The sequence below is a fragment of the uncultured Escherichia sp. genome (assembly GCF_948475835.1).
Classification (GTDB): domain Bacteria; phylum Pseudomonadota; class Gammaproteobacteria; order Enterobacterales; family Enterobacteriaceae; genus ECMA0423.
In genome coordinates, this window is sequence record NZ_CAOLGM010000185.1 from 1 (window position 1) to 6,080 (window position 6,080).

Annotated in this window: 7 protein-coding genes; 6 read left to right on the forward strand and 1 reads right to left on the reverse strand. The window is 47.9% G+C overall.

Features of this window, described 5'->3' with window-relative positions:
* From QZF50_RS22125 to rimL, 4 genes are all read left to right on the forward strand, one after another.
* Positions 1 to 235: DUF1338 family protein (locus QZF50_RS22125; RefSeq protein ID WP_356947820.1), on the forward strand; the 235-nt coding region annotated here is incomplete at its 5' end.
* 224 nt (positions 236 to 459) lie between these two features.
* Positions 460 to 2,115, forward strand: coding sequence for a glucan biosynthesis protein OpgD (gene opgD, locus QZF50_RS22130; RefSeq protein ID WP_000375956.1), 1,656 nt, complete (start codon positions 460 to 462; stop codon positions 2,113 to 2,115).
* Between the two features lie 139 nt (positions 2,116 to 2,254).
* Positions 2,255 to 2,479, forward strand: coding sequence for a YdcH family protein (locus tag QZF50_RS22135; protein ID WP_001296778.1), 225 nt, complete (start codon positions 2,255 to 2,257; stop codon positions 2,477 to 2,479).
* 62 nt (positions 2,480 to 2,541) lie between these two features.
* Positions 2,542 to 3,078 carry a 50S ribosomal protein L7/L12-serine acetyltransferase gene (gene rimL, locus QZF50_RS22140; RefSeq protein WP_000140877.1) on the forward strand — a complete coding sequence of 179 codons (537 nt, stop codon included), beginning with the start codon at positions 2,542 to 2,544 and terminating at the stop codon, positions 3,076 to 3,078.
* Here the strand turns inward: rimL and ydcK are convergent.
* On the reverse strand, positions 3,073 to 4,053 hold the full coding sequence (gene ydcK, locus QZF50_RS22145; RefSeq protein WP_001234037.1) for a YdcK family protein: 981 nt from the start codon (positions 4,051 to 4,053) through the stop codon (positions 3,073 to 3,075). The genes rimL and ydcK overlap by 6 nt on opposite strands.
* Positions 4,054 to 4,176: 123 nt before the next feature.
* Here ydcK and tehA point away from each other — a divergent pair, with 123 nt between their 5' ends.
* Together tehA and tehB are read left to right on the forward strand one after the other, a co-directional pair.
* A complete protein-coding gene (gene tehA, locus QZF50_RS22150) occupies positions 4,177 to 5,169 on the forward strand; it encodes a dicarboxylate transporter/tellurite-resistance protein TehA (RefSeq protein ID WP_001296725.1) in 993 nt (330 codons plus the stop codon).
* A complete protein-coding gene (gene tehB, locus QZF50_RS22155; protein WP_000586720.1) occupies positions 5,166 to 5,759 on the forward strand; it encodes a tellurite resistance methyltransferase TehB in 594 nt (197 codons plus the stop codon). The genes tehA and tehB overlap by 4 nt, the downstream gene beginning before the upstream one ends.
* Positions 5,760 to 6,080 lie beyond the last annotated feature (321 nt).

Below are 6,080 nucleotides of genomic sequence, written 5' to 3' on the forward strand. Positions count from 1 at the left end.
GCCCTTAATTGAACGTGGTTGGGTCGCGGCGCAACCCATTACCTATGAAGATTTCTTGCCCGTTAGCGCGGCGGGGATCTTCCAGTCAAATCTGGGTAATGAAACGCAGGCACGCAATCACGGTAATGCCAGTCGCGAGGCATTTGAGCAGGCGTTGGGTTGTCCGGTTTTGGATGAGTTCCAGCTTTATCAGGAAGCGGAAGAACGCAGTAAACGTCGCTGTGGTTTGCTTTAAATTCTGACCATCCGCCTTTGCAAAAATTTGCCTGATTTTACAAACGAATCAGGCTCATCCCATCGACATAAAAAAATTGCCGATTTATGCATATTCTCTGAGTTCAACAATTGGATTATTAATAAATATTGTCTAGAGTGAGCGGTCATAAATAAGCACTTTCTTGCCGCTGAAAACGACCAGCGCGGGACCATTCACAACACCAGAAGGACTCACTTTCAGGTATGGATCGTAGACGATTTATTAAAGGTTCAATGGCTATGGCCGCCGTGTGCGGTACCAGCGGCATTGCTTCTCTTTTTTCTCAGGCGGCATTCGCGGCAGATTCTGATATTGCCGACGGGCAAACCCAGCGTTTTGACTTCTCCATTCTACAGTCAATGGCGCACGACTTAGCGCAAACAGCGTGGCGTGGTGCGCCTCGTCCGTTACCTGACACGCTGGCGACAATGACGCCGCAGGCTTATAACAGTATTCAATACGACGCCGAAAAATCGCTCTGGCATAACGTTGAGAACCGTCAACTGGACGCTCAGTTCTTCCATATGGGAATGGGATTCCGTCGCCGCGTTCGTATGTTTTCTGTAGATCCAGCAACACATCTGGCGCGTGAAATTCACTTTCGCCCGGAGTTGTTCAAATACAACGATGCAGGTGTTGATACCAAACAATTAGAAGGGCAAAGCGATCTCGGCTTTGCCGGTTTTCGCGTGTTTAAAGCCCCCGAACTGGCGCGCCGTGATGTAGTATCATTCCTCGGAGCGAGTTATTTCCGCGCCGTTGATGACACATATCAATACGGTTTGTCGGCCCGCGGCCTGGCGATTGACACTTACACCGACAGTAAAGAAGAGTTCCCCGACTTTACCGCCTTCTGGTTTGATACGGTAAAACCGGGGGCAACTACCTTTACCGTTTATGCGTTGCTCGATAGCGCCAGCATTACTGGTGCCTATAAGTTCACTATCCATTGTGAGAAAAGTCAGGTGATTATGGATGTGGAAAATCACCTGTATGCGCGCAAAGACATTAAACAGCTGGGCATTGCGCCGATGACCAGTATGTTCAGCTGCGGTACTAATGAACGTCGGATGTGCGACACCATTCATCCGCAAATTCATGACTCTGATCGTCTGTCCATGTGGCGGGGCAACGGCGAGTGGATTTGCCGTCCGCTGAATAATCCGCAAAAATTGCAGTTCAATGCTTACACTGACAACAACCCGAAAGGGTTTGGTTTATTGCAACTGGATCGTGATTTCTCCCATTATCAGGACATTATGGGCTGGTATAACAAACGCCCAAGTCTGTGGGTGGAACCGCGTAACAAGTGGGGTAAGGGCACCATCGGCCTGATGGAAATCCCAACAACGGGCGAAACGCTGGATAACATTGTCTGCTTCTGGCAGCCAGAAAAAGCTGTAAAGGCGGGTGATGAGTTTGCATTCCAGTATCGTCTGTACTGGAGTGCGCAACCGCCTGTTCATTGCCCATTAGCGCGCGTTATGGCGACGCGTACCGGCATGGGCGGTTTCCCGGAAGGTTGGGCACCAGGTGAACACTATCCCGAAAAATGGGCGCGTCGTTTTGCCGTCGATTTCGTTGGTGGTGATCTGAAAGCTGCCGCACCAAAAGGCATTGAGCCGGTGATTACGCTTTCCAGTGGGGAAGCGAAGCAAATCGAAATTCTCTATATTGAACCCATTGATGGTTATCGTATTCAGTTTGACTGGTATCCGACTTCGGACTCCACTGATCCGGTCGATATGCGGATGTATCTGCGTTGTCAGGGCGACGCTATCAGTGAAACATGGCTGTATCAGTATTTCCCGCCAGCGCCGGATAAACGTCAGTATGTTGACGACCGCGTGATGAGTTAATCGTTTTTTCTTCGGCACCTTCTTCGGGAGGTGCCGTCTGGTTAAACACGATCCCGCTCGCATTTTTCCCTAAGTTAAATGAGTAATCTGATGGTGTGTATTTCAGATACACCTTGTCAGCCACTAACAGGGAGTGCGTATGTTTCCAGAATATCGAGATTTAATATCCCGTCTGAAAAACGAAAATCCTCGCTTTATGTCCTTGTTCGATAAACACAATAAACTTGATCATGAAATTGCCAGAAAGGAAGGTTCCGACGGTCGAGGGTACAATGCGGAAGTGGTCCGCATGAAAAAACAAAAGCTACAGTTAAAAGATGAGATGCTCAAAATCCTGCAGCAGGAGAGCGTCAAAGAGGTATAAACTTTCCTAAGCCGCCAGCCAGGCGGCTTTTTTAACAACTGCATGGATTGACTGGAGATAAGATGACTGAAACGATAAAAGTAAGCGAATCACTTGAATTACATGCTGTTGCAGAAAATCACGTCACTCCTCTTTATCAGTTAATCTGTAAAAATAAAACCTGGTTACAGCAGTCGCTAAACTGGCCGCAGTTCGTTCAGAGTGAAGAGGACACGCGAAAAACGGTGCAGGGTAATGTGATGTTGCATCAACGCGGCTATGCCAAAATGTTCATGATTTTCAAAGAAGATGAACTTATCGGCGTTATCTCGTTTAATCGTATTGAACCACTGAATAAAACCGCTGAAATAGGCTACTGGCTGGACGAATCTCATCAGGGGCAGGGGATCATTTCTCAGGCGCTGCAGGCATTGATTCATCATTACGCCCAGTCTGGTGAACTTAGACGCTTCGTGATCAAATGTCGGGTGGACAATCCGCAAAGCAACCAGGTCGCTTTGCGCAATGGTTTTATCCTTGAAGGTTGCCTGAAACAGGCTGAGTTCCTGAATGATGCCTATGATGATGTGAACTTATACGCGCGTATTATCGATTCATAATAACCCTGCCAGCGGCGTTCGCGTAATGCGCTCCTCGCCGTTAATGACTTTTGGACCACGGACATGAACCGTGTCGCCATCAAAGGCTTCAACGACGGCGTGGTCGGTTAACTCCACATGGTTTTCAATTATCACCGCACCTGTAATACGGCTCTCACCTTGTATTACAACGTGCTCGTCGAGCAGAATCGGTCCACCACGTACCACGGCATTTCCGCCAATCAAGACATGATGTTTTAACACACAATTACCTTCCACAATGGCATATTCCGCCACCTGCGAACTGTAATGAATCGTTGGAATGGCATCTTCTTCTATGCCAGCTTTCACCTGCGCGTGACCGTAGACTTTAGCGCAATCGCATAGCCAGACGTTGTTCTCTTCATTACCTTCAATACTGGCAAAATCAAAAACTTCGGCACGATGTTCAATAAAAGCATACCGGATGACGGCATCGCCATAAATTTGTGCCTGGTGGACAATACGCGAGGCGCTAACCCTTGCGCGATCATAAATTTGGAGCAGGAGTTGATGGTCGGGCGTTAAGCCTTGTGCGGCGACGATCATAGAATGTTGATTAATTAAGGCGTGACCAAATATTCTACATTGCCCGCAAACCAGTGAGTCATGAATGGTGACGCTGTCACTTATATATGCACCCTGGCTGATTTCACTATTATCGATCCAGACATTATCCGTTGCGTAAACCTCTCCCCACAGCACGCTGGTGCCGGTGATGCGCGTATTACCGGAAATCACCGCTCCGCCGAACGCAATAGCGTTCTGGTCGTAAATCCAGCAATTTCCTTCCTGTGCTAACACCGTTTCGCGATCGATCCAGCCGCCAGCGGTTCCTGCTATCACATCGTTAAAATCGCTAATGGCGATAATCTGCCGTAATAACACATTTTTTTTAGTGCCATCTTCCTGATAACTAAAGGCTCGCTGTTCTTCACTTAGACGATATTTGCGCATAGCGTTTTCCCACAGGTGACTTACTATAACCGTAGCAAATTCTGCGGCTCTGGCTATGCTCGAGAAAATTCCATAAAATGCATTTCAAATATACTTTATAAATTAAACAAAATGAGTAAGAAGATGCAGAGCGATAAAGTGCTCAATTTGCCGGCAGGCTACTTTGGTATTGTGTTGGGGACGATAGGGATGGGATTTGCCTGGCGCTATGCCAGCCAGGTTTGGCAGGTCAGCCACTGGTTAGGGGATGGGCTGGTGATTCTGGCGATGATCATCTGGGGATTGTTAACTAGCGCATTTATTACCCGACTTATACGCTTTCCGCATAGCGTGCTGGCAGAAGTGCGCCATCCAGTGCTGAGCAGTTTTGTGAGTTTGTTTCCGGCAACGACGATGCTGGTGGCGATTGGTTTTGTTCCGTGGTTTCGCCCACTGGCGGTGTGCCTGTTCAGTTTTGGTGTCGTGGTTCAGTTGGCTTATGCCGCCTGGCAAACTGCGGGATTATGGCGCGGATCTCACCCTGAAGAAGCTACCACGCCTGGACTGTATCTGCCGACAGTTGCCAACAACTTTATCAGCGCAATGGCCTGTGGTGCGTTGGGCTACACCGACGCCGGTCTGGTGTTTTTAGGCGCAGGCGTTTTCTCATGGCTAAGCCTTGAACCTGTGATCTTGCAGCGTCTGCGCAGTTCGGGAGAATTACCCACGGCACTGCGGACATCACTCGGCATTCAGCTCGCTCCTGCGCTGGTGGCCTGTAGTGCCTGGTTGAGCGTCAACGGCGGCGAGGGTGATACGCTGGCGAAAATGCTTTTTGGTTATGGACTGCTGCAACTGCTGTTTATGCTACGTCTGATGCCATGGTATCTCTCCCAGCCATTTAATGCTTCATTCTGGAGTTTCTCGTTCGGCGTATCTGCACTGGCAACCACCGGTTTGCATCTGGGGAGTGGCAGCGATAATGGATTTTTCCATACGCTGGCGGTGCCGCTGTTTATCTTTACCAATTTTATTATTGCAATACTGCTCATCCGTACTTTCGCGCTTCTGATGCAGGGAAAATTGTTAGTCAGAACCGAGCGCGCCGTTTTAATGAAAGCAGAGGACAAAGAATGATCATTCGTGACGAAAACTATTTTACTGATAAATATGAATTAACCCGCACACACTCTGAAGTACTGGAAGCGGTGAAAGTGGTTAAACCGGGTAAAACGCTGGATCTGGGCTGTGGCAATGGTCGTAACAGTCTTTACCTGGCAGCCAATGGTTATGATGTTGACGCATGGGATAAAAATGCCATGAGTATCGCCAACGTCGAGCGCATTAAATCCATTGAAAATCTGGATAATTTACACACCCGGGTCGTTGATCTGAATAACCTCACATTTGATGGACAGTACGATTTTATTCTTTCGACTGTGGTGCTGATGTTCCTTGAGGCTAAAACCATCCCCGGGTTGATTGCCAATATGCAACGTTGCACTAAACCTGGTGGTTACAACCTGATTGTGGCGGCGATGGATACCGCTGATTATCCATGTACCGTCGGCTTCCCGTTTGCCTTCAAAGAGGGAGAATTACGTCGATATTACGAAGGCTGGGAGAGGGTGAAATACAATGAAGACGTCGGCGAGCTGCACCGCACCGACGCCAACGGTAATCGTATTAAACTGCGTTTCGCCACGATGCTGGCACGTAAAAAATGACCCGCTAAGAATAAGGCGCGTGAAAATTCCCCACGCTGAGATGATTTACTGTTCTTCTTTTCGGTAAGCATATTTTTTATCGAAGGGATGTGAAATTAATCACAGTAGTCGAAGTTTTTTAGCAGCTTAACTTACTGAAATTTAACTACTGATGATTGACTTAGCCCCTTTTTCGGCATTGACTATGTCGTCTGAAAAGGGGCTGAAAAATTTATTTTCACCAACACTTTTTTTGCCACAACACGAAGCGGCGCTTTTTGCTATAACTTAAAAAGTAATATAATCATCTCAGGAAACTATTCATGCGTACCACATCATTTG